Source organism: Schinkia acidoalkalinis (assembly GCF_054301215.1).
The window spans coordinates 1,857,198-1,880,661 of record NZ_CP182573.1 but is presented as its reverse complement, the minus strand read 5'-3'; the positions used below and the strand labels follow the sequence as shown (position 1 = coordinate 1,880,661).

The 23,464-nt window shown below is 36.2% G+C and carries 26 protein-coding genes; 25 read left to right on the top strand and 1 reads right to left on the bottom strand.

What is annotated here, in order from left to right; translation table 11 throughout:
• The first annotated feature begins 1 nt into the window (after position 1).
• The 21 genes from ACNQFZ_RS09780 (at position 2) to ACNQFZ_RS09680 (ending at position 16,913) form a co-directional block, all read left to right on the top strand.
• Positions 2-1,042 (top strand): hypothetical protein, encoded by a 1,041-nt coding sequence (locus ACNQFZ_RS09780; protein WP_458415060.1) that lies wholly within the window; start codon positions 2-4, stop codon positions 1,040-1,042.
• Positions 1,039-1,905, top strand: a complete 867-nt coding sequence (locus tag ACNQFZ_RS09775; protein ID WP_458415059.1) for a hypothetical protein — start codon at positions 1,039-1,041, stop codon at positions 1,903-1,905. Before ACNQFZ_RS09780 ends, ACNQFZ_RS09775 begins: the two co-directional genes overlap by 4 nt.
• 602 nt (positions 1,906-2,507) lie before the next feature.
• Positions 2,508-3,152, top strand: a complete 645-nt coding sequence (locus tag ACNQFZ_RS09770) for a Yip1 family protein (RefSeq protein WP_458415058.1) — start codon at positions 2,508-2,510, stop codon at positions 3,150-3,152.
• Between the two features lie 72 nt (positions 3,153-3,224).
• Positions 3,225-3,449, top strand: coding sequence for a hypothetical protein (locus ACNQFZ_RS09765; protein WP_458415057.1), 225 nt, complete (start codon positions 3,225-3,227; stop codon positions 3,447-3,449).
• A gap of 362 nt (positions 3,450-3,811) precedes the next feature.
• Positions 3,812-5,191 (top strand): vWA domain-containing protein, encoded by a 1,380-nt coding sequence (locus ACNQFZ_RS09760; protein ID WP_458415056.1) that lies wholly within the window; start codon positions 3,812-3,814, stop codon positions 5,189-5,191.
• Between the two features lie 14 nt (positions 5,192-5,205).
• Entirely contained in the window at positions 5,206-6,708 is a 1,503-nt protein-coding gene (locus tag ACNQFZ_RS09755) for a hypothetical protein (RefSeq protein WP_458415055.1), read from the top strand.
• Positions 6,698-7,288 carry a hypothetical protein gene (locus ACNQFZ_RS09750; RefSeq protein WP_458415054.1) on the top strand — a complete coding sequence of 197 codons (591 nt, stop codon included), beginning with the start codon at positions 6,698-6,700 and terminating at the stop codon, positions 7,286-7,288. The genes ACNQFZ_RS09755 and ACNQFZ_RS09750 overlap by 11 nt, the downstream gene beginning before the upstream one ends.
• Before the next feature lie 37 nt (positions 7,289-7,325).
• Positions 7,326-7,703, top strand: a complete 378-nt coding sequence (locus ACNQFZ_RS09745) for a hypothetical protein (protein WP_458415053.1) — start codon at positions 7,326-7,328, stop codon at positions 7,701-7,703.
• 242 nt (positions 7,704-7,945) lie between these two features.
• Complete coding sequence (locus ACNQFZ_RS09740) at positions 7,946-8,356, top strand: hypothetical protein (RefSeq protein ID WP_458415052.1); 411 nt, start codon at positions 7,946-7,948, stop codon at positions 8,354-8,356.
• Positions 8,346-8,807 (top strand): hypothetical protein, encoded by a 462-nt coding sequence (locus ACNQFZ_RS09735; RefSeq protein WP_458415051.1) that lies wholly within the window; start codon positions 8,346-8,348, stop codon positions 8,805-8,807. Before ACNQFZ_RS09740 ends, ACNQFZ_RS09735 begins: the two co-directional genes overlap by 11 nt.
• A complete protein-coding gene (locus ACNQFZ_RS09730; RefSeq protein ID WP_458415050.1) occupies positions 8,776-9,171 on the top strand; it encodes a pilus assembly protein in 396 nt (131 codons plus the stop codon). Before ACNQFZ_RS09735 ends, ACNQFZ_RS09730 begins: the two co-directional genes overlap by 32 nt.
• Complete coding sequence (locus ACNQFZ_RS09725; protein ID WP_458415049.1) at positions 9,168-9,836, top strand: hypothetical protein; 669 nt, start codon at positions 9,168-9,170, stop codon at positions 9,834-9,836. Before ACNQFZ_RS09730 ends, ACNQFZ_RS09725 begins: the two co-directional genes overlap by 4 nt.
• A 112-nt stretch (positions 9,837-9,948) precedes the next feature.
• On the top strand, positions 9,949-11,223 hold the full coding sequence (locus ACNQFZ_RS09720; RefSeq protein WP_458415048.1) for a hypothetical protein: 1,275 nt from the start codon (positions 9,949-9,951) through the stop codon (positions 11,221-11,223).
• A gap of 22 nt (positions 11,224-11,245) precedes the next feature.
• Complete coding sequence (locus tag ACNQFZ_RS09715; RefSeq protein WP_458415047.1) at positions 11,246-11,827, top strand: hypothetical protein; 582 nt, start codon at positions 11,246-11,248, stop codon at positions 11,825-11,827.
• Positions 11,828-11,839: 12 nt separating this feature from the next.
• Positions 11,840-12,196, top strand: a complete 357-nt coding sequence (locus ACNQFZ_RS09710; RefSeq protein ID WP_458415046.1) for a hypothetical protein — start codon at positions 11,840-11,842, stop codon at positions 12,194-12,196.
• Positions 12,189-12,833 (top strand): hypothetical protein, encoded by a 645-nt coding sequence (locus tag ACNQFZ_RS09705; protein ID WP_458415045.1) that lies wholly within the window; start codon positions 12,189-12,191, stop codon positions 12,831-12,833. Before ACNQFZ_RS09710 ends, ACNQFZ_RS09705 begins: the two co-directional genes overlap by 8 nt.
• 33 nt (positions 12,834-12,866) lie before the next feature.
• Complete coding sequence (locus ACNQFZ_RS09700) at positions 12,867-13,088, top strand: hypothetical protein (RefSeq protein ID WP_458415044.1); 222 nt, start codon at positions 12,867-12,869, stop codon at positions 13,086-13,088.
• A gap of 463 nt (positions 13,089-13,551) precedes the next feature.
• Entirely contained in the window at positions 13,552-14,490 is a 939-nt protein-coding gene (locus tag ACNQFZ_RS09695) for a hypothetical protein (RefSeq protein WP_458415043.1), read from the top strand.
• A gap of 3 nt (positions 14,491-14,493) precedes the next feature.
• The gene (locus ACNQFZ_RS09690; RefSeq protein ID WP_458415042.1) at positions 14,494-15,198 is read left to right on the top strand and encodes an SMI1/KNR4 family protein; all 705 of its coding nucleotides are present in this window, start codon (positions 14,494-14,496) and stop codon (positions 15,196-15,198) included.
• A 205-nt stretch (positions 15,199-15,403) separates the two neighbouring features.
• Positions 15,404-16,483: a hypothetical protein gene (locus ACNQFZ_RS09685; RefSeq protein ID WP_458415041.1), complete on the top strand. Its 1,080-nt coding sequence runs from the start codon at positions 15,404-15,406 to the stop codon at positions 16,481-16,483.
• Between the two features lie 13 nt (positions 16,484-16,496).
• Positions 16,497-16,913 carry an immunity 70 family protein gene (locus tag ACNQFZ_RS09680; RefSeq protein WP_458415040.1) on the top strand — a complete coding sequence of 139 codons (417 nt, stop codon included), beginning with the start codon at positions 16,497-16,499 and terminating at the stop codon, positions 16,911-16,913.
• Positions 16,914-17,103: 190 nt separating this feature from the next.
• Here ACNQFZ_RS09680 and ACNQFZ_RS09675 read toward each other — a convergent pair whose 3' ends face one another.
• Entirely contained in the window at positions 17,104-18,021 is a 918-nt protein-coding gene (locus tag ACNQFZ_RS09675) for a peptidylprolyl isomerase (protein ID WP_458415362.1), read from the bottom strand.
• 376 nt (positions 18,022-18,397) lie between these two features.
• On the opposite strand from ACNQFZ_RS09675, the gene ACNQFZ_RS09670 reads away from it, so the two are divergent.
• From ACNQFZ_RS09670 to ACNQFZ_RS09655, 4 genes are all read left to right on the top strand, one after another.
• On the top strand, positions 18,398-19,801 hold the full coding sequence (locus ACNQFZ_RS09670; protein WP_458415039.1) for an OmpA family protein: 1,404 nt from the start codon (positions 18,398-18,400) through the stop codon (positions 19,799-19,801).
• 206 nt (positions 19,802-20,007) lie between these two features.
• Positions 20,008-21,402, top strand: a complete 1,395-nt coding sequence (locus ACNQFZ_RS09665) for a VWA domain-containing protein (RefSeq protein WP_458415038.1) — start codon at positions 20,008-20,010, stop codon at positions 21,400-21,402.
• 334 nt (positions 21,403-21,736) lie between these two features.
• A complete protein-coding gene (locus ACNQFZ_RS09660; RefSeq protein WP_458415037.1) occupies positions 21,737-23,188 on the top strand; it encodes an RNA-guided endonuclease InsQ/TnpB family protein in 1,452 nt (483 codons plus the stop codon).
• Positions 23,182-23,424: a hypothetical protein gene (locus ACNQFZ_RS09655; RefSeq protein WP_458415036.1), complete on the top strand. Its 243-nt coding sequence runs from the start codon at positions 23,182-23,184 to the stop codon at positions 23,422-23,424. The genes ACNQFZ_RS09660 and ACNQFZ_RS09655 overlap by 7 nt, the downstream gene beginning before the upstream one ends.
• The last annotated feature ends 40 nt before the right edge of the window (positions 23,425-23,464 follow it).

The following is a 23,464-nucleotide window of genomic DNA, read 5'->3' as shown; positions in this document are numbered from 1 at the left end:
AATGACATCTATGAAACAATTATTCCAAAAGGTACTTATCCTTTTTTTTGTCTCTCTCTTAATATTATTTCCGGTATTACCAACCGTCTTTCTTGCGGAAGGCTGGACAGGTAATACATGGGAGGGAAAGACATGGGAAGGAAAGACATGGGATGAAAAACCGTGGACAGGGAACACGTGGGAAGGAAAAACATGGTCGGGCAATTCAGAACAAGTTAATTCTCCATCAGGAAAAGAGAACAGTACCAACGGCCCTCATTCAGACCAAGTTGATAGCCTGAATCCATCAAGTACTAATTCTAATGATAATAATCAAAATGCCAGCAATAGTGAAAGCAGCAAAAATCCTTCATCTAGTAAAAAGGAAGAAGAGAAGGACTTAAAGGATTATATAGATTTTGCAATTAAGGATATCGGATTCGGAACTATTAAGCTGGTGGATGAACTTGCAAATGAAAATAATGTGGATATTACCCTTACGAAAGTAAATGATTTTAAAGGTTCTATACTCCGTAAAGGATTTAAAACTATTGTTGACGACCCTGGACTAAATGCACCTGTAGAGGCTTACGATACCATAAAAGAAACTTGGGATGCTTATCAAAATTTATATGATATTAAAAATACAATGCGCGGAGCAGAGATAGCCGGAAGGACATTGCCATCAGGGGCTTTAGGAGCTACAAGCGCATCAAATGTCTTGGCAGCAACTTCGAAAACAAGCGGGGTCCTGTCAGCATTGGGATTAGGTTATGCTTCCTATGAAACATATGATAATATCAAAAAGGCCGTCAACTCAACAGGTGAAAAGCGAACGGATGCAATCGTAGATTCTGTTGGAAGTGTTGGTGACATGCTAATGAGTGGCGGCGGAATTGCTGCTGCAATTCCAGTAGGTCAAGCTGCCGCAGTAGGTTTAATAGGTGTAGGAGCGGCATTGAAATTAGGAAGCTCGGCAGTTAAGCTTTATAGACGACGAGATGAAATTGCCGAAAGCTGGGGCAAGAAATGGAAAAAGGTAAAAGGGTGGTTTGGTAAATGATACAGTCCCCAAAATTAGTCCTTAAGGAAACTCCCGCCATACGTAATTTAATTAAACGATACAAGAAATGGTTTGAGAATGTAAATATCGTACCATATGCAATTTTTATGAATGATGCATATTATTACTATGCAATCTATGTTTCTTTTAACAAACCTGTAGGATATCTCATCTTTCAACCAAATGGAGAATTGCCATCCAATAAGGAAGCAAAACAGGTATTGCAATATATAGATAGCTACAATGGGTGCATTGGAATAGCTGCAGATGAAATAATTAAACAAAAGGAACTGACAATTTGGCCCTTTGAGCGAAAGCTGATACTATTTGAACTACTTAAAGAGGAACTAAAGCTTTCTCTTTCAGCAGTTCAGCCTGAAATTGATCGGATTTGTTATGTGTGTGAACAATATGTTCTTAGACAAGAAAGGTTGAAACAAATATATAAAGAAATAGAGGAAATACACAATGGATCGCAAATAGGACGAGGGTATATAACCGTAGAAGATTCAGAAAAGGTTAACCAGCTAGTTGTAAAGTATAAATCAATTATATATATAGCAGGAAGATTGACTTTAAATAATGTTTCTGATGCCAAAAAGGTAATTGAGTATCTACAAACCAATAAAGGTAAAGTCAGCAATAAGCATAGTGAGGAGTTATATGAATTAATAAAACTTTTAAACAGCTACACTAATGTTAATACACTGGAAAAGGCGATAGTAGCATTTGAAAAAGCCCCAGATGGATCACGCTTGAGATTTGAAGCTGATGAAATTGGCATTCAACAGATGATAGAAAACGAACAAAAAAATTACGAGGTTATAATGAAATCCCTTAAGCAAAAGGTTAGAAATCCATAGTGCAAAGGGGTGGAGCAAGGGGACGGTTCTCTTGTTCCACTCCTGCATTTCGTTCTTGCTGATAAAGAATTAGACCCATGGCCGTTTGAAAAAAACTAAAACGATGGGAGCTACTAAAAGAAGAGCAAACACTTTCACTCTCTGAAATTCAAACAGAGATTGACCGGATTTGTTATGTATGTGAACAATATTTAGTAAGAAAAGAACGGTTAAAACAAATCTTTGTAGAAATAGAATCGATTTATAAACAATCTTAAATTGGACGCGGCTATATTACCATCGAGGAAGCGAATCAAGTCAATCATCTAATCGTTGAGTATAAATCTCTATCGGGTCGGACGATTAACCTTAGCAAACATGAATCCATTGCGGGATATGAGTCAGATTCAGACGGAAAAAGATTGAACATCACGGAAGGAGAATTAGGAGTTCAACGAATGGTGGAAAATGATTGTGAAATTCATGAAAGGATATATGGGGATCATATATTTCCCAATTTGAGGAATAGGAACTAGAGAAAAAGGAATTAATGACAAGGAAGTTGGTAAGGAACAAGCAGACATTAAAGAAAATCTTTAACATAAATAGAAAGGATGTAAATAGTGAATAGGGAGGCAAATATAAGCAAAAATGTAGTTGGTTCAAATCTAAAACCCTGGCTTTCTATTTGGGTAAAGCCACGGAAAACCATTAGGTATGTTATTCAAAATTCTTCTTTTAAAATGCTTTTTATATTAGCAATTCTTAGCGGTATTGCTACGTTTTTAAATTTTGCCTACAACTCAGATTTGTCCGATAGATTAAGTGTAACTGCTGGCGAGGTTCTATTATATAGCTTCATTTTGGGACCAATTTTAGGCATGCTGTTTTGGTGTTTATTAAGTGCAATCTATAAGGGAATTGGAAAATTATTTGGTGGAGAAGCAATGTTTAAAGAATTACAGTATGCCGTGGCATGGTCCAATGTACCACTGATTTTTTCTTTATTATTATGGATTCCCCAAATTAGCGTTCTAGGTGAATGGACCTTTTCAGCAGACGTCCCTTCGTTAGGTATGCCTAGTTTAATTATGATTATCATAATCTCAGTTATTGAGCTAATACTATCAATTTGGTATTTCGTGGTGATTGTAAAAGCGGTAGCCGAGGTCCACCAGTTTTCGGCATGGAAAGGATTAGTGGTTGTTCTCATATCAACTTTAATTGTCTTTTTGTTTTTGTTTTTGTTTATTTTCTTTGCATTATAAATAGAATCGAAGATTAATCGTATTTTTAACAAAACAGAAGAGGGAATTAAGTTCTTTTATGGAGGTGCCGCATTGAAAAAAAAGATGAGATTCGTTAGTATAGTCGCGATTCTGACCCTATTAATGACAGGATGCAGGGCTCTTGTTGATATGGGGATTGTCAAAAATGAAGAAGGAGACTATAAAGTGATTGACCAAGGGGAGTTAGAAGAATACAACCGATTAGCAAAGGAAGCTCGCGAAAAAGGAATTGATGATGTGGAACAATATGCGAAAGATAATGGCTGGACATATTAACCGACCATTACTTAGTTCTAGGTGCACACTCGAAAAAGTACCAAATTGATAAATTTAAATGGCACAGTGCCAAGTCCATTCTAGAAATAGAATTAACTCAACTGTGTCTTTTTATTTTGCTGTAACATGGAGAGAAGCTGAGGGTACCCTTATAAAAAAGACATATTTTTTCATACTTATGTACCTTGTAGTTACAATTATGTAATTATATGGTTGTTAGATACGGTAGTAAATATAAGGTGTCCTTTCCGGGTTCCGTGTTCTGAAGAAATTAAAGAGTGTTGGAGATAGTTGACATGTGCCAGGACTTGTCAATGAACAACATAAAGAAGATTTCAATATTTAATGTAGGTGATGAAGTCGTGAAAAAAAGATATCTTTTAAGTTTCTTAATAATTTTATCTGTACTTGGAATGATCCTATCGGGATGCAACAAAAGTAATGGAACAAGCTCAGAGGAAAAAAACAAAGGTGGGATTGGAGCAGTCAATAAAACAGAAAAGGATTCTAAACCTCAAAGTGAAATTGTACCGCTTCCAAGTACTTATGAAAATTTAGCTGCGAGACCTGCAGGTGAGTTTAGTGACTTAAAGTATTTAGAAATCGGGAGTGAAATTGACATAAAAAAGCTCTTGGAAATGTTCAAGGAGCTTCCTGATATTTCAAAACAACCAACGGACCAAGAGCTTGATTATTTTTATCAGATACTATTAAGCAAAGTGCAAAGAGATTATAAAGGACCCGAAGAATTGATAAGGCAAATGAGATTTCAATCCATTGGGGACCCACAAATCGAAGATTCAAGATATCAATTTAAAGAAAATCTAAATGTTGAAATCATCCTAGACGCTTCGGGAAGTATGGCTGGGCTGGTTAATGGAAAAGTAAAAATGGACGCAGCTAAATCGTCTATTATGGGCTTTGTTAAACAGCTTCCTAAAGAGGCACGAGTTGGTATAAGAGTTTATGGTCATAAAGGCAGCAATGCCAGTTCAGATAAAGCTATTTCATGCAGCAGCAGTGAAATAGTATATCCAATTTCCGCTTATGATGAAACGAGTTTTCAATCTGCTCTTAATACTATTAAACCAACAGGCTATACTCCAACTGGACTAGCATTGAAAGAAGCACAAAAGGATTTATCACAATTTGATGGGGGAACAAATACGAATATTGTTTATCTCGTAAGTGATGGAATTGCAACATGTAATGATAACCCCATTCAGGCAGCAAAGGATTTATACAGCTCTAATATCACACCAATTATAAATGTAATCGGTTTTGATATTGATAGTAAGGGCCAAAATCAACTACAGGAAATCGCGAATGCAACTGAAGGAATCTATACTAATGTTGCAAATGAAAGTGAATTGACAACTGAGTTGTCAAAACTTAGTCAGGTAACGGAAATGTGGAGGAAATGGAAGGAAAAGGGTGCACAAAGTCTTGAGTTGAAACGATTGGATAATAGATCAGATATATTTAGTTATACCACTACCGAATATGTAAAATGTACGGATGAGGAATGGGTTATAGGTGGTATTTACCGCCTATTACGAGAGAATGGCTTCATTGATAATAGTTCCTCTATGTATCTTAATAAAAAGAATATAGATTATCATAACTGGATTAGGTCAGAAATTGGTAAGTTTGATGATGAACTAAAAGCTTTAAATGAAAAAAGCTATGTGGAGGCGTTACATTCTCTCGAGGACAAATACAAGCAAAATACCAATAAGTAAGGTGTTCGAGCGAAATGAATGAAAGGTTTGCAAATCGAATAGCCGCTATCATGATGATCAGTGTTTTGCTGCTTCTGTATTTATCTCCTGTGGCAAGCTATGCAGCGGGTACATTTATGACTCCTGGACAACCGATGACTCCGGGTCAATTTTATACTCCAGGCCAGCCAATAACAGGCGGCACATTTATGATTCCTGGAAATGTATATAAACCTGGTAAAACATATAATCCTGGAGAGGTGAAAGGGAATGGCCAGCTACCATCTGCGTCGGGTCAGCCCATATTCCCAGGTACACCCTACAACAATGGTAGCTTCCTAATACCAAATGCGCCAACCCCGCCGGTTCCTAATTTGTTTTTGCCATTTAAACCTAGTAATTCCGGGAATCCTATACAAGGCGGTACTGGTGAACAAATTTCTAATGGCAAGATACCAACTGGGGGAAATGCAAAGTACGATGGCAAAGGACCCACGGGCGGCAATGCAAAGTACGATGGCAAAGGACCCACGGGCGGCAATGCGAAGTACGATGGCAAGGGCCCCACGGGTGGCAATGCAAATATTGCTGGTACATTACGAGATGGCAGTACATTGGATAACAATGGTTTTGGACCAAGAAATGAAAAGATAGTAGCCGCACCGGCTACTATAGTGATGGGCGATAATGACGGTGACGATGAAAGTAAAATACCAAAGGAAAAATTCGGAGAAGAAGTTCCTTGGAAATTAAACCCAATCTTTATTCAGACACTGGATCCGGGAAGGGGCGGGCATGGGCATGGTGTAGGGTTCCTTATTGATGCTAATAACGTACTTAGTATCTTGAACAAAGATGTTTTAGGTCCTACATTAGCCTATTTTGCCGGTTTTAAGATAGAAAAAATGCCTGGTGGAAAGTCGGGCTACAAAGTTTCTGCAAAAAAATTTGAATATAAAAATAAGTTACTGAACAATATTTATCAAGAATATAAAAGCTATTACGATGGAAAAGTAAAATCATTAGGTGTGCAGACCTCGAGGATTAAGGAGAAAACATTAGAAATCTTCAGGGAAAGCAAGAATCTAAAGCCTAAAGATATGGGTCTATCAAAATATGTTAAGAATGCCGCTTTAAGTAGTTTGAAAAAGTTGGGCGGTCCAGCAAACGTTGTATTATCAACCGCAAATTCGCTTTTTGATTTTAGCGAAAAAGGCAGGTACAGAGATTATGGGTACAAGTCCACTGAATTTGCAGCAGATTTATCGGTGGAGTTAGCCATTGGTGTGGGGACAACAGCAGTAAGCAGTGTTATATCAAGTGTCGTAGCAGGAGCGGCGGCAGGATCAGTAGTTCCAGGATTGGGTACAGCAGCTGGTGCAGTAGCAGGTTTAATTTTTGGCTTAGGTGCAAATTATTTCATTAATGGTACTAGAAGAGGAATTGAAATTACGAATGCCGTTAAAAAAGGAGTCAATAAGGCCTATGAAGGCGTAAAAAATGGATTGAAGAAATTAGGTGGCGCATTTGGGTTCTAACAAAGAAAAGTTTTTGGATGGTCCAGCTTTAGCATTAATTTTGGTAAGTGTTATCATAGTTCCTTTGTTTAGTGCCATTCCCTCATGGTCGCTAACGATATTTGTCGTTAATTCATGTATCTCTATCATTCTAATTCTATTATCAAGATACTTATATAAAAAAATTCAAGTAGAAATAAGGTATAACTCTCTTGTGAATTTTTTATTGCAATTTTCTTTGGGATTTTACTTTGTTACACCATTTTTAAGGGTTACATTTGGTAGTTTCCTATTTTTTGTACCTTTACTTCTATATGTATTACTAATTGTATTAACGCTGATAAAAAGGGAATTGATTTACCAGGCATTTTCTAATCCAGGGGAATCAATGCTTGCAAAGGGGACATTTGTCGTTTTCATAGTCCTTATGATTGTTGGGAGTTTAACAGCAAGAAGTGGTCACGATATGTTGATTTTGAGACTTTTGGATGAAAAACAAGGTGCATTTTGGGTTACAGGTGTCATGTATGTGGGAGGATTGTTTTTTACTTTTATTTCCTCTGCATTTTTAAAAAAGACAGATAGAGTAGTGTACTACTAAATACAATTCGTAAATGCTATAGGGGTGTGTGGATTCAATGTTTAGTTTATCAGGACTAGTTAAGACATTGGGGACAGTAATGAGTGTTTTCATTGCTGCTTCCTGCCTACTTGGATTTATACAAATAAACAATACAGCTATCATTCTAACAATTTTATATACGTTATGCTACATTTTAAACGGAATATTAGCGCCAATCTGGAATAAAGAAACACCTTATTTCGCAAGCTTTATTTCTAGTGTTACCCTAACATTTATGAATATGTTATTTGCTGTTTTTGTTTTAGATATCATGGTATTTGCAGATTCAGGAACAGTAAATAATGGGTTAGCGAGAAATTCAATAATATCGTTGCTCATGACCTTTTTGGCAATAAAAATAAGGGCTAGGAAACAGAGGATGCAAAAATGTTAAGGGATGTCACGAATTTATATAATAGAAATTTAATTTCAATTGTAATACTTAACCTAGTCCTAGTTATACCGGTTACTTTTTTTATATATTGCGCCATCAGTTATTTTAGTATCTTAGATACAGTTGAATTTAGTAATCTGATGACGGCGTTTTTTATTATTGTTAATTTTACTGTGCTATTTCCGCCTTTTCTTTTTTTAGCCAAAAACGATCTGAATGAAACCACATTTAGGTATTTTGAATTGCTAAAGGTCTTTTTCACTAAATTTGGTTATACAGCAATCCTTACATTATTCTTTTATTTAATAGCTGTTTTTGGGTCTGTTCTACTTTTTATTCCTAGCATTTTAGCATGTATGGTCATACTGCTCATTCCGTTATTTTCTGATGAGGAAAATATCGGAAATGCTTTAAAAAAGGTTTGGAGAGTTGTAAAAGATGAAAATATTTTTTTATTTATTGATATTCTTATCGTTCTTTCTGTAAATTTATTGATTTGGTCCGGTTCTCTATATTTAATTTCAAACTTTGAAAATAATAATCTAGTATATTTAACTATTCGTGTCCTATCAAACGCAATTTTCTTTCCGTTTCTCTATTTTTATTTAACAGTCAAATATAGAAAAGATTTGGGTGATGATCGTGAGTACTGAGCCATCTGAACATATTTTTAAAAAGGTTAATGTAGGGTTGGTAGTCGTTTTATCCATTCTCACGATGGGAATTTATGTAGGCTATTGGTTTTTAAAAGAAAGAAGAACGTTGAGGAATATGGATTACAAGGGCTTAATCCCAATCAAGCTATGGTGGGTGGTTACGTTTTTCCTTTGCCTTTCCTTTTTATTTAATTTGATAGGTGAAGCGATATTCACACCCTATGGCTATGCTATGATTTCATCACTAGATATTATTTTTACCTTTTATTATTTAGGCATACTTTATTATTCTGTATTTCGTATGAGGGATGTAATCGAAGCAAGATTTGTCGATGTATATATAAATCCTTGGCTATTAGTATTTCTTCATGTTTGGTACCTTCAATATAAAATCAATAGATTGGAGGGGCTTAAGAGTGAAAACTGGGAAGAGGCACTTCAGCAATGAGAAAGGCGCTGTCAGTATTGAATTTCTAGGGATTCTGCCGTTTTACTTTCTGTTGTTTTTGCTCCTTTGGCAGGTGGTAGCTTCAGGCTATGCAGTTTTTACGGCAAAAACTGCTGTCAACAACGCAGCTAAGACATATGCTGTGACCTATGACATTGTTGAGGCAATGAACACTGCGAAAGATACATTAGGAAGCAGCAATGTAATAACCTACAAGGACATCGTAGGACAAAATTTAGGCGGCGGAAAATTCAAACTCGTATTAACAACAGACCATCCTCTTTCATTTGTCCCAAGCCAGTGGAGACCACAGGCAACCTTGGAGTTAAAACAGGAAGCTATAGGCAGGGTGCTGACACCGTGAAAAATTTACAAAATGAAAAAGGGAATGCATCGCTTTACTTACTTTGGATTTTTGGAATCTTTAGCATCCTATTTGTTCCCACCATTAATATTGTGAAAATTTATGTTGTCAAAGAGCATGCAAATCTCGCTGTCGAGCAGGCAGCATTGGCGGGGACGTCCGTTTTATTAGATAAAACAAAAGAAGCAATTGATGAGTTTGAGAACAGCTCCACACTTGACCCATTTTATATTGCAGATCGGGTAAGCCAACTGTCAATGGATTCCGGGAAAAGTGTCAGTGAGCTTATCGATGAAAAGAAAAATGACTATATAAGTGGTGGCATGGAGGAAGGGGTTGCTTACGTTAAAGCAATGAACAAAATCCTACCGGACAGAATAGATCAGCATCCTTATTTAAAAAAGGAATTAAAGGATAAACTCGGATTAACAAGTACGGATATGTATTACATATTTTCACCAACGGTTCAAAATATTATTGGTGAAAATAAGGGCCTAACAGATGAAACAAAGGTCAAGTTTACTTCGAAATGGCAAATAGAAGTAAAGTCAGCTGTTAAGTTTGAGACAATTTTTGATAATAAATATATTTCTCAATTCATCTATAAGGTTCCGCAAAAAGGGTATGGACCGGCTCTTAAATACTTGGAAAATATATATTTATAAAAACACAGCTATGTTTAGTCCAACTGAGAGAAATTTCGGTCTATTTTAGTTGTGTCTTTTTTATTTTTATAAGGAGTTTTCAATTTTACTAAAAGTGAGGTGAGGGTAAAAGGTGCGAGAAAAAGTAATAAATAGAATAACAGCTATATTATTGATCAGTGTTTTAGTTTTATGGAATTTGTCTCCAATTATTAGCTATGCAGGTTCATTTATGACACCGGGTCAGCCGATGACTCCGGGGAATTTTTATAAGCCAGGCAAACCGATTACAGGTGGTACATTTATGATTCCTGGGGAATTTTATAAACCAGGAAAACCAGTTGAAGGAGGAAAGATAGGATCAGTATCCAGTCAGGCAATTGTACAGAACCCAATATACAACAATCCTATTTTTGTAAAACCTACTATGCCTACACCACCGGCACCAGGCTTATTTTGGCAGTCAAAGCTTTTTGCTTACGATGGAAAATTTCCGGAGGGAAGTACGATTGCCACAGACTATCAGAAGCCGGGAGAAGGACAGATTCAAACAGGAGATCCCAAGCTTGAGACGGTTAATGACATACATGGGGCTGCTAAACAAGCAAAAAAATACCTAGTAACCTTTCCTAAAAGATTCGGAGAAATATTGGATGGCACCCTTTCCATTGCGGCAGGCTTTAAAATAAAAGATTTAAAAACAGCAACCGGAAATAAAAACCTGTATCAAATTTTAGGGAGGACGACCTTTACAAATGCAAACAACCCGGTAGCAATGTGGCTTAATCTAAGGTACCAAAATTATCTAGAAAGCTTTAACGATAAGAAATTAATCTTACGAAACAATACTTTAAGAAGTGGTACAGAGGTTAAAGCAAAAAAAATCGCTCCATTTTTCCAGTCGAACATTGGATTTAAAACCGCTCTTAAAAAGATTGGAAAAGACTTTTCGGATAACTGGAATCCATTTAGCAATCCTTTTAATCCTGCTAATAAAGGTATAGGAAAAGTAGTGAATAAGGAATTTTTTAAATTCAGCAAGGTTGCCAAGGGAAGTGGATTAGGAAATGTATTGCTGTCTACTGGTGGACGAATTATTAATTATGCTACTGACAGTAAAAAGCATTTTAAAAGCACAGATTTTGCAGCTGGTATTACAACAGATGTAGCTTTTGGCGTAGGCTCTACAGCCGTAAGTGCGGCAGCAGGCTCGGTTGTACCAGGGGTTGGTACGATAGTTGGTGCGGTTGTTGGGATTGGAATTGCACTCCTGTTAGAGACGAAAGTCGGTAGAAGATTTAAAGGAGCAGTTGAAAAAGGTATTAAGAAGGTCTATGATGGCGCAATTAACCTAGGTAAGAAATTAGGTTCTAGTATGAAGGCAAAAATATCGGGACTTTTCGGATAAAAAGTATGAGGGGGAGAAAAACATGAATACTATTCGCCAGACACCAATTGGGCTTTTCATGATCATTTACGGAGCGATATTTCTCCCAACCCCCTTTTTTTCATGGTTCTTTTTTGGGATCTATGCTGTAATAGTTTCCTTTTATTTGCTGCTTACCATTATTGTAGATGTAACTAAACAGCAAAGGAAAAAGGAGAAACTAGCAGCATTTGGAGGATATGTGGGTTTATTAATCATGTCGTTCTTTTTAAGTTTCCCCGCAATGAAGTTGGTTCATGAAAGCATAATCATGCAACTAATACTCGTGTTTCTTTGGGTGCTGCTTAACTATATTACCTACAAATATAGAAACATAATGAAAAAAATAACGTTGAGTGACAGTGATGAGTACCGAATATATAAATATTTATACCATGGCTTTATTTTAGTAGTTATATGTGCAGGTGGCGGTGGTTTTTACAAAGCAGCCGAGCACTTTTCGTATACCTTTGGTCATCATGCAACCATGACCTATTTTTCAATCGTATTACTGTTGGCTTCTTACTGGTTAACCGTTTTTGCAACAAGTACAGCAAGGATTTTTTCTTATTCAAAAAAATCATAGAGGATGTTATAAATGTTTGCTTTCTTTAAAACATTGGGTTTGTCGACATTATTCTTAATTATTACTAGTTTTATTAGTGTATTGCTGATACCTGATGTACTACTACTTTCTATCGTGACTATGATCATCACCTATTTCTTTAATGGCTTTATTGCTGCTTCGCAAAGTAATTTTCCATATTTCTTAGCATACATGACGGCACAGGTTTTGATTGTAATGAATTTTTTATTCATGTTTTTCATCATGGATACTAACGTATTTTTGAATCAAAATATTGTTCTCTATTCATTATTAATAGCTTCATCACTATCTTTGGTGGGTGCCTTCGTGAAGCTTACTATTTTGGGGAGAAGGATTGAGAATGTTTAAAGATGTGATTTATTATTACAATTTAGGAATTCTGAAAATATTAGGGTTCACAAGTCTAATCGTCCTACCGTTCCAACTTTTTATGTACGGTTGGATCCATTACTTTTCTCAACTGGACTTAGATTATATTGAAAACCTGCTTGTCCTTTATATGTATGTACTTCTGTTTATTGCTACGCAAAAACCGTTTAGTAAGCTCTATCGACATTTAAGGATGGATGAAGAATATAGCTTAAAAAGTATGGTACATGATTTTGTCTCATCGTTTGGCTTTGTATTTTTTGGTGGAATTATCGTCTTTGTTTTTTCATATATTGGAACCGTGTTTTTCGTCATTCCAGGACTTGTCATCTTAAGCTTTGCGTTTTTGCTTCCCTTTTATGAAGAAGACGATAAAACGCTAAAAGCTACATTATCAAAGGCTAAAAGCTTTTACAGACAAAATTTCATCTCAATATTTGGTGATATCTTATTATGGACATCAGTTAATATGCTAATTTGGGCTATTTTAATGAACGGGTTGGCGTTTATTGAGGTTAATTTAATGATTTATACCGTTCTTAGGATTGTTATTAATCTTTTTTTGTTTCCAATTATCTATTTTTATGTAACTGAAAAGTATGTGGCAGGAAACTGAAGAGGAATTAAGTTCTTTTATGGAGGTGTCGCATTGAAAAAGATGAGATTCCTTAGTATAGTCGCGATTCTGACCCTATTAATGACAGGATGCAGGGCTCTTGTTGATATGGGGATTGTCAAAAATGAAGAAGGGGACTATAAAGTGATTGACCAAGGGGAGTTAGAAGAATACAACCGATTAGCAAAGGAAGCTCACGAAAAGGGAATTGATGATGTGGAACAATATGCGAAGGATAATGGTTGGACATATTAACTAGCCATTACTTGGTTCTGGGTGCACACTCGAAAAAGAAACGAGGTGCATTGGCAGGATTAGTAGTTTCCTGGAATTGGTACAGCTATGTTTTCATATTTGTATATGCAGTGTTCAAAAGGGAAGCTGTTTTCAGTGCCTTTTCTAACTCTGGGGAATCAAAGCTTGCAAAGGGGACATTTGTTATTTTCATAGTCCTTATGATTGTTGGGAGCTTAACAGCAAGAAGTGGTCACGATATGTTGATTTTGAGACTGTACTAAGTTTTTGGTGCCTGGCACAACCCGAAGAATGATAGATGAGGTCCAGTAGCACCACTAGCTCCGTATTTGTAAAAAATTAGGGAAACGCGAGAACCGTCCCCCGTGTTTCTCCCCCGTGTTTCTCAAGGTCCCTTACCCATGCATGGCAGGTGCTGAAGTCCTCGACAGTCTATGGAACTGTTACGGGAGCCGCCACAACAATGGTAGACATCACAACCCAATGGAAAGCAAATGGGAAAGTGGACTGGGGAAAAACAGGGAAAAGAATGGCCATTACCATTGGGAGCGTGTTAATCCTTGGTGGAGTAGGAGCATACGTTGCACCAAAGATGAATCTAGTCGCAGATGGTCCATCACCTAGTGCCACTCAAAAGGCTGAACAGACAGTAAAAACACAAACTGGCTTGAAGGATTCCGAGACAGTAGTGGTGAATAAAGATACAAATAAAGCGGATGTAGTTGTTAAGGAACCCGGCAAATCTAGTGTTGGTGCTTCAGATACAGGAAATCCTTACGATCTCTTAAGAAAGAATGGAATTCCGACCACCCTTACAGATGAAGAAATAATGGCTGCGGAGGCAGCAGACCTTCGAATGCAGTATCAGGGGACTAAGGTTGATGATGTTGTTGTTAAGGGTACGGGCGAAGTTGGGACTCCGCCGCGATATGGGGAAAGGCAAATATCACAAGAAGAATATGAAATGCTTAGAGACCTGACACCAACAAGAGAATTAAGAGATAAGGTAAACGAAGGGCACGATAAAAAAGCTATAACCTATGATGAAGTCCTTCCGGGTAAAACATTTAAGGGTGCGCTGGAAGCTGACCATATTGTCCCAATGGATAGAATTACTAGAATGGATGGTTTTGGGGATTTAACAGATACCCAAAAACTTGCAGTTTTAAATAACCCAGATAATTTTATAGGATTAAGTAAAGCTGCAAATACATCAAAGCGATCTAAATCGTTTGAAGAGTGGACACACTATAAGAAAGGAAAACCGGGAGAAATTGAAGTTAATCCTGAGTTTAGGGAAATAATGATAGTCAGAGAAAAAGAACTTGAAAGAAAGATACAGAAACAGATCGATGACTTTAATGAATTAAATAGTAAAAATAATGATAAGGGAGATGATTAGTAAATGGAAGAAAAACTTACTTATTTAAAGAAGTATAATAAAAACGTTCGAATATTAACAGTAGACGAAATAAGTATTCTTGATTGTAATGTATTACCAATTGAATGGAAAAAAATATTTTATAATGAAGATATTAAAGTTAAAATTGATTTACTTCTAAACCTATGGGAAGAAAATGTAGGGACAGAATTACGGAACACAATCTCTTATCTAAAGGGGCATCTTATAAACATTGAAATTATCGAGGTAGCAAGCGCTTATTCTATTTTATACACTATAAGAAATTCCAAAGGAGACATATTATATTACGAGGGAAGAAATCCTCAGGAAGGTCAAAAAAGTATAGAATTGGAGGAATCATGGGATAAAATTCCTACCGTAATTCGAAATTTTTATGAAAACGTTCATGACGGTTTTTACTACTATGCAAGTGAATCGATGGGCTTAGTTCCACTTGAATCAGTAACATATATTGGTGATGAGGATTTTGAATGGAGTTTTATTGATGATTTAGAAGAACCCGTAAAAATAAACCTAGATACCTCGTTTGGCTTTTTCACTAATGGTATGGGAAGCTATGTAGTTATAGATTATACCAATTGTATTGATAATAATGCGACTTTTTGGTCTGCAAAAATAAGGCCCAAATATAATATCAATTTTTGGAGTTATATAGATGAATGGATTGTGATTGGTTTTGAAGCATAATTGAAAAGATCGAAACTAGCTTTATATAATTTAATTTAAATATTATCCAAATTACGAAAATTAATATATGTATTATGATTAGGATTTTGGTGCCTGGCACAACTCGAAGATTGATAGATTTTGTCGAAAGATTAATAGCTTCAATATAGCAGAGTCATTCACGATAAAGTGGTGACTCTTCTTTTTTACAGGTGATAGCAGCCAGTTGAAGCAAGCCTTAACCATGGAAAGTTTGTTGTCCAATTTTGTACTTGGGTCTGTCCTGGGGCCCATAGGAGCAAAGGTTTTTGGCAGAATAGGAATGAACCAGGCAACAGGTGTCGCGGGGAAATGGTTGGCAGGCATCCTCGCACGTATGACAGGAAGGTCCATTGCACAAGTATCAAGGTCCCTTACCCATGCCTGGCAGGTGTTGAAGGCCTCGACAGTCTATGGAGCTATTACGGGAGCCGCCACAACAATGGTAGACATCACAACCCAATGGAAAGCAAATGGGAAAGTGGACTGGGGAAAAACAGGGAAAAGAATGGCCATCACCATTGGGAGCGTGTTAATCCTTGGTGGAGTAGGAGCATACATTGCACCCAAGATGAATCTAGTCGCAGATGGTCCTTCACCTAGTGCCACTCAAAAGGCTGAACAGACAGTAAAAACACAAACTGGCTTGAAGGATTCCGAGACAGTAGTGGTGAATAAGGATACAAATAATGCCGATGTAGTTGTTAAGGAACCCGGCAAATCTAATGTTGGTGATTCAGATACAGGAAATCCTTACGATCTCTTAAGAAAGAATGGAATTCCGACCACCCTTACAGATGAAGAAATAATGGTTGCGGAGTCAGCAGACCTTCGAATGCAGTATCAGGGGACTAAGGTTGATGATGTTGTTGTTAAGGGTATAGATAAAACTAGACCATCTTGGAGACAGTCTGAAATTGATGTAGGAAAAGAATATCCTGGATATCGTGACCAAGTATCATATAAGGAAGGTAATGAAGTAAGTCATGGCACTAAAAATAGTTCTAGACCAGATTTTTATATCGATGGTCATAGCATAGAAGTTAAGAATTATAAAGTGACTACATCTTCTGGTAGAAGTAACTTAATAAGAAATGTGTCAAAGCAAATAAATAAGCGGATAAGTGATTTACCTGAACACACAAAGCAATCTGTTATTATTGATGTTAGAGGTCAAAATGTCTCAAGGGACGTTTTAAGAGACATTAAACAAAAAATAAATGAAAGAACAAATGATGTAGCAGAAATAATTTTTAAAATGGATTAGAGGTGAAAGTTAGATGGCAGTAGGAATATTAGTAGATTGTTTTTATTACGAATTAGGTCATAGCGATTTTGTACATTCATTTTTTTCAACAATCTCCTATCATTTAGAAAAAGAAGGATGGGGTACAAAATATCCTTTAATGATGAATGAGTTGTATAATGACAAACTAAACTGGAATGATGTTTCTGTTGTAAAAGCTAATTTAATTGAAATTGAACAGGAATTATCAAAACACTCGCCGGAACAAGTTATATGGGATATTGATGACTTATCACAAAAACCACCGTGGGGGGATAAAATAAGTCCAAAAGTAACTAGTCTAGCGAATTATTTTGCAACAACTGATGGGAAAACATTTTTTGAAGTACTACGTACAGCAATTGATGTAGCAGAAGAAGATAAATGTGATTTAAAAATTCACAAACTATAATTTTTCTTAACCATGGGACAGTTTTCGGCATGGAAAGGATTAGCGGTTGTTTTCATATCAACTTTAATTGTCTTTTTATTTTTGTTTTTGTTTATTAGTACCTGGTGCCTGGCACAACCCGAAGATTGATAGATTTTGTCGAAGAATAAGCTTTAAATAGGGGAACGGGAGAACCGTCCCCCATGTTTCCCTATTGTTGCACAATCACTTTTTCAATATAGATGGGTGTCACTGGTTTGTCTAAATCATCTGTATCGACGGTTGCAATTTGGTCTACAATGTCTAGGCCTTCGATGACCTGACCAAATACTGTATAATGATTATCCAACCATGGAGTGCCACCTACAGATTTGTATTTCTCAATAATATTTTGGTTAAATCCGGCCTTTTCCATTTCACTAATAAGGCTTTCATCAATTGATTTAGCTTGTACAATGAAAAACTGGCTTCCATTTGTGTTTGGTCCGCTGTTTGCCATTGACAGCGCACCACGGAAATGGGCTAATTGAGGTGAAAATTCATCAGCAAAAGGTGTACCCCATATGCTTGCTCCTCCAGTACCATTACCAGTAGGATCTCCACCTTGAATCATAAAATCATCAATCACTCTGTGAAATGTCAGTCCATTATAGTAGCTATTTTGGCTTAGCTTCAAGAAATTCTCTACTGCTTTTGGTGCATAGGCAGGAAATAACTTGAATTTAATCTCCCCTTTTGATGTTTTCATGGTAACAGTTGGCTCACCACTTTGAACTTGTGCAAACTGAGGTAATACCTCCTGTTGCGACAAATCCATTGTAATTTGGACGACACCTTTTTCAGAAATCCATTTAACATTGGCACCGAGTGCCTCTCCGACAAATCGCAAAGGAATCATTGTTCTGCTGTTTTTAATCAGAGCCGGTACATCTATTTCATTCTCAGTACCGTTAACCTTCGAAACCTTTGAACCTATTTTTAACCAAATCGTTTTCTCTCCTTTTACCGCGGTGATTTCCTGTTTTGTTGAATCCCACTGAACCGTTGCTCCCAAAGATTCAAACACACCTCTTAAAGGGACTAATGTACGGCTATTTTCAAGTATTGGCGGCTGGTCATAGGTTTGCATAGTTCCATTAATACTTACCTGTATTGCAGACGCTGCGAATACTTCATTACTAATAAAAAGGCTAAAAAAAAGGATGAAGATAAAGTAAATTTTTTTCATGTTTTCTCCTTTCTAAAAGTTAAATATTTAAGGTTTACTACCACTACTATAAGAGTTTAATGAAAGTAATGAAAGTGTTAAAGGATTAAATTCAGTTCGAAGTGCCTGGCACCACTCAAAAAAACAACAAGACATATTTTTCATACTTATGTACCTTGTAATTACAAATATGTAACTATATGGTTAATAGATATAGAGGTAAATATAAGGATTGAAGGCAGATAGCGACTAAAGTAAGGACTTTTCGCACAATCAAAAGTGAAGGGGGAAAATACCTTTGAAGCAAAAATTAGTTGTTCTATTCGCAATCATTTGTGGAATCATAGTAGCACTTGCTGGATGTAATTTTACAGACGTAAAGAATAGTAGTAACCAGACATCTGTTGATGAGCAAAAGAAAACACGAGAGAAATCAAATTCCAATCCAAGTGCTAATAAGGAGCAAGGATTAGGAGACTACAATATTAAAATGACGGCCAAGGCTATGGTTGAAGGGGAAAAGATTATAGTTGATGGAAAAAGTAATCTTTTACCTGGTACGAAGATACACTTAGATCCTGATACTATATATAGAACCGCTACGGCAAGCAGCATTACCTTTATGAAAATATCGACAGATACACTTGTAGAAGAAGACGGCACCTTTCATTTCGAAATCGATCCACTGGATAATAGTAATCTTAGACTTTATTTGATACTTTCCGAGTATCAGAGTGATGCCATTAAAGAACATTATGGTGAAAACAATAAGAATGTTGAAGGGCCGCTCGTATATAAAGAGGAGTCTTTTGATGGGGTAATCAAAAAGTTTGCAAGAATTGAAACTGTACTTCACCTCCAAGATGATGTTCAGGAATATGAGTTTACGAGCCCAAAGGTGTATAAATTACCAAAGGATTATGGCGATCAAGAAGTTTGGATTGATGCAAAAGTAACGAATGACCATCGTTATATTTATGTTCAAGGAAAGTCGAATTTACTGGAAGGCATTAAACTAAAGGCCAATTATTGGTCAAGTGAGTCTGCATTTGCTGGTCAGAGCTTCGTTAATTCCTATACAACCGTAAATCAATATGGATATTTCGATTTAATGATTCCTTATCATTCTTTAACGAAACAAGGCTTTGTGAAAATTGAAAGTAGCCCCGCTGTTACTCCGACGGTGAAAACAGAGATATTTAAGACCTATGGGGAAAAATATGAAAATCTGAAAGGTAACCTTGTAAAACCTGAAGCTGACGGATCAAAAAAAATTGAATTAATTCTTCCATTGAAAGCTCTTGATGTAGAGGTTCCTAAAGATGTGAGGATAACAACTGAGGAGCAGGAAATGACAATGAGCGTGTCAGATCAGTTGCTATTTGATTATGATAAAGATGAGTTAAAACCAGAAGCAAAAGAAATCATCAATCAATTATTAAACGTATTAGAAAATCAAAAATCCGGCACTCCAGTTGAAGTAAGAGGTCATACTGATGATCAAGGCAGCGATGAATATAATCAAGCCTTATCAGAACGGCGCGCCAAGGCTGTCGCTGATTATATCATGCAAAGTGGCAAAGTGAGCCATTTAAATATCTCAACGAAGGGCTTTGGGGAGACAAAACCACTCGAATCGAATGCAGATGAAGAAGGTAGACAAAAAAATCGCAGAGTAGAGATTGTCATAAATCCAAAGTAATGAAAAAATTAGCCTTTGCCCATATGAGCAGGGCTATTGATTGTGACTTCATCATATTGAATGTAATAGTAGGGCTAAAGGTTCATTCGACAACAATTTCTGTGTAAATTAATACTTTTATTACCATAAATGGTAAAATAATAGAAAAAAGTGCGGATAGTAGTGTCATTTTATGACTAAAGGATGGAATGGGAGCGTCGTACAATATGAAAGGTTATAAGTATATCATTCAAGTAATTTTAATCGTAGTTCTTGTATTTATGTTTGCTGGCTGTAGTGGGAAAAGCTCAGGAACTGGTAGTGGTGAGCAAATTGCCCAAAAGGGGGAAACCCGCGAGAATGTCGGAATTACTGAAGAAGCGAAACAAAAAAAAGAAATTTTAGCACAGTTGGAGGCACCTGCTGTTCCTGGAACAATGGAAGGGATTTTGAACTATCCACCGGGTTTGTTTGCAGGTCAGGATTTTATGGTTGAAGGAAATATAAAAAAGGAAAAAATGCTTGATCAACTTCCCGAATTAATAGGTTTTGAGGATGATCCAGAGGTTAAAGAGGCATTATATGCTAAATTAGTTTCGCTATTTGCTTGGGAATATTTTGATTTATACGATATTGTCCAAGGCTGGGACCAAGACAAAATTGCTATGCCTGAATTTGATGACCCACGCTATGCATTAAAAGAGAATTTTAATGTTGAAATCATCCTTGATGCCAGTGGCAGTATGAAAGCAAAGATTGGTGGAAAGACAAAGTTAGAGATTGCTAAAGCATCAATCAATCAGTTTACGTCTTCTTTACCGGAAGGTGCAAATATATCATTGCGTGTTTATGGCCATGTTGGCGGCGGTGAAATGAAATCATGCAATAAAATTGAGCAAATCTATGGGATGAAGCCATATTCCGCAAACGAATTTAATACAGCTCTTAACAAAGTCAGCGCTGTTGGCTGGACTCCATTAGCAAAAGCATTGGATGAAGCCAAAAAGGATATGGCACATTTAGACAGCGAAACAAATACGAACTTTATTTATTTTGTTTCGGATGGCATTGAAACCTGTGGCGGGGACCCTGTTAGAGCAGCGAAAGAGATTGCAGAATCCAATATTCAGCCTGTAGTTCATATTATCGGTTTTGATGTCGCAAGCGATGAACAAAAACAGCTAATTGATATGGCTGAAGCAGCAAATGGAATCTACGCTTCAGCAAGAAACCAACAAGAACTGATTGCGGAATTAAACAAGGTAAAAGAGTTGGCAAAGAAATGGGAAAACTGGAGGAACCAAACTCTTAGAAAAATAGATTCTACTGAAATAGATAAAGGATTGGAATTGTTAGAGGCAGTAAATGATATGAATGCATTTGCGTTAGAAGAAAATCTTAGTTTATTAAAAGCAGCTGACTACTTATACTTTCAAGATAAAATTTCACTCAAAACAAATGAGTTTCTCATTGGTAAAGCAAATGTAAGATATAAGTTTATTAAGGATAATATCAGTTCTTTTGAGAAGCAAGCCAAAGAACTAAAAAATAATGATTACGAAGAATCTAAAAAGTTAATTGAGGAGATGTACAGCCAAAATATCAATGATTTGAAGAACTAATTATTTCTTTCATTTTTCATTGACGGTAATGGATGTTTTCCTATATTACTATCCATTATCGTCAATGAATTATGAATTTATCTGTTTATATCATAGCCACATTGCTTGAGTTTAATGTAAAAGTTTATTCGCAAATTTGTTAACAGGAAAATAAAGCACCGTCAGAAAAAGGAGGAGCTTAGTATGGGGACGAAAGGAAAATTTATGAACTAGCCCAGAACACCCGTGACTTAAGTCGTGGGATGAATGGGCTTTATCTTTTTAAATAAAAATAATAGACGAACATACATTCTCGATGGTAAAATATAGCTATGAAAGCGAGGTGAAAAACACAATGGACTCGGAAAAGGAATATCGCACTTATCAGATTAACGTTAAAAAGGGTCATAAATTGTATCCGTATTTTGATGATCTTTGTTTGAAAAGTAATAACTTATACAACACAACGAATTTCTTCATTCGACAAGTATACACCGCCTTACATCAAGAAAGACAACTACAGCCATTACAAAAAGAAGTGATGGATATCCTCCATGAAAACATCCATAAAATGAACGCAGCACAACATAAAGCCTATCTAAAAAGAATGGAAAAAGAAAATCAAAAGCTGGAACATAAGCGTAAGAAAGTAAGGGAAGTTACGTTTGAAATACCAACCAGGGAAAAACCCTTTTTAGGCTACTCATTCTTAGATTGTTTGTTTAAAACCATGAAACAGAAAGATTACTATTCTTTACCTGGTCAAATCAATCAACAAGTCATTAGAAATGTCATTCAAAATTGGAAAAGCTTCTTTACTAGTTTTAGAGATTTTAAAGTGAATCCACAAAAGTACAAAGCTAGGCCCGCAATACCAGGGTATCTACCAAAGGGTGGACGTAAAGAAGTGATTCTTTCAAACCAAATTTGCAAAATAAAAGATGAGAAATATATAACATTTCCCAAAACGAAGGTGAAAATAAACATAGGAAAATTGGGTGAAATGAAAGGGACATTTCAACAAGTACGAATTATCCCAACATACGGCGCATTTACAATTGAAATCATTTTCTTAGTAGGAGAAATAAAAGCAATTATAGCCCAAAAAGATCGTTGCATGGGTATAGATTTGGGTGTGGAAAACATCGCCACCATCGTTTTTACTACGAACCAACCTCCGGTACTATTTAAAAGCGGAAGAATCAAAGCTATAAACCAGTGGTACAACAAATTAAGAGGCTATTATTTTGCCATTCTACGTAATGGAATCAACCCAAAGGAAGGACACTTTCATTCCAACAGATTAAGAAATTTGGACAAGAAAAGAAACCATCAAATCAAAGACTTCTTCCATAAAGTGAGCTTTCATATTGTGAAAATGGCAAAGGAAAATAATATCGATACGATTGTAATAGGTAAAAACACGAATTGGAAACAAAAAATAAAAATCGGTAAGAAAAATAACCAAACCTTTGTTCAAATTCCGCATTTAACTCTTATTGAATTAGTCACATATAAAGCAAAGGCAGAAGGCATTGCCGTCCATACGATGGAAGAAAGTTATACCTCAAAAGCAAGTTTTTTGGATGAAGATATGATTCCAACCTTCAAATCGGGGAATCAAACAAACTATATCTTTAGTGGCAAACGTATCGAACGAGGTTTGTATCGTTCCAAACATAATATTCTTATAAACGCGGATGTAAATGGCGCGGGAAATATCTTGCGAAAAGTAGTTCCGAAAGCCTTTGAAGCTAACGGAGTAGCGGCGGTGTGTTCCCCGCCACGTGTGGTCAATGTGTGTTAGCACCAACCCCGAAACCTGTGACTTTAGTCATGGGAGGTTCATATCTTGAAGACAAAATCAGTAGCAAAACTAATGGATTTCTCCGTAGTAAGGCATATGCGAGGTATAATTTTATCAATAAAAATGTAAAGGACTTTAAAGAACAAGAGACTGCCATTAAGAATCGAGATTATCAACAATCTAAAAAACTAATAGAAGATTTATATAACAAAAATATTAATGAGTTGAATAACTAATATTTGAGGACTGTTTCCGTGTTTCAAATATAAAAAGGCG